The organism is Limosilactobacillus ingluviei DSM 15946 (genome assembly GCF_001435775.1).
Lineage (GTDB): Bacteria > Bacillota > Bacilli > Lactobacillales > Lactobacillaceae > Limosilactobacillus > Limosilactobacillus ingluviei.
Genome location: NZ_AZFK01000051.1, coordinates 1 through 818 on the forward strand (window position 1 = coordinate 1; position 818 = coordinate 818).

Here is an 818-nt window from a genome sequence, read left to right on the forward strand (position 1 = left end):
CAGTTAGCGTCAGACGCTCCTTTTGTCACGATGTCAAAGCAGACTAACCGGCAAGTTGGAATTGATCTCAATACCGAAAACTTCCTGACTTCTAGCGATGGTCAAGTGATTGCTAATCCACGCTACTATCGAACCATTAAGGGACGGTTAGCTAAAGCTCAACGCATTTTGTCACGTCGTGCCCGACGAGCTAAGAAAGAACATCGTTCTTTGCGAGAAAGTAGAAATTATCAAAAGCAACGATTGTTGGTGGCTAAAATTCATACCCAAATCTTTAGCCGTCGTAGAGCATTCTTACACCAACTCTCAACTACATTAATCAAGAACCACGATTTAGTAGTTGCCGAAGAGTTGCGGAGCAAGAACATGCTAAAGAACCACGCTTTGGCGATGAGTATTGCTGATGTGGGCTGGCGGACCTTCTTAGAAATGCTGACGTATAAGGCTGAATTTTATGGACGCCAATTCATTACGGTGAACCCTAAGAATACTACGCAAACCTGTCACGATTGTGGCTTTGTCATGGGAACCGGAAGTACGAAGAAGCTCACTCTGGCCGACCGGGAATGGACATGTCCAGAGTGTCATGTTCATCACATTCGTGACCATAATGCCGCACAAAATATTCTGACTAAAGGAATTGCAAAACTGGCCTAACTTGATCCGTCCCTACGGCAACCTGGGGACGCTAAAGGCATTGGTAATTGCCGTGTAAGACGAAACAGTTCGTAGAACTGTTCGCAGTGGCCTATCTATGCAAATTGTGGTTCAAGCACTCATCAGAAGGGTGTTTGCTCACAAGCCACGTCCTTTAGGGC

The 818-nt window shown here is 45.7% G+C and carries 1 protein-coding gene; it reads left to right on the top strand.

The annotated features are described in order from the left end of the window. On the top strand, positions 1–657 hold a 657-nt coding region (locus FC43_RS06650; RefSeq protein WP_156648324.1), incomplete at its 5' end, for an RNA-guided endonuclease TnpB family protein. Positions 658–818 lie beyond the last annotated feature (161 nt).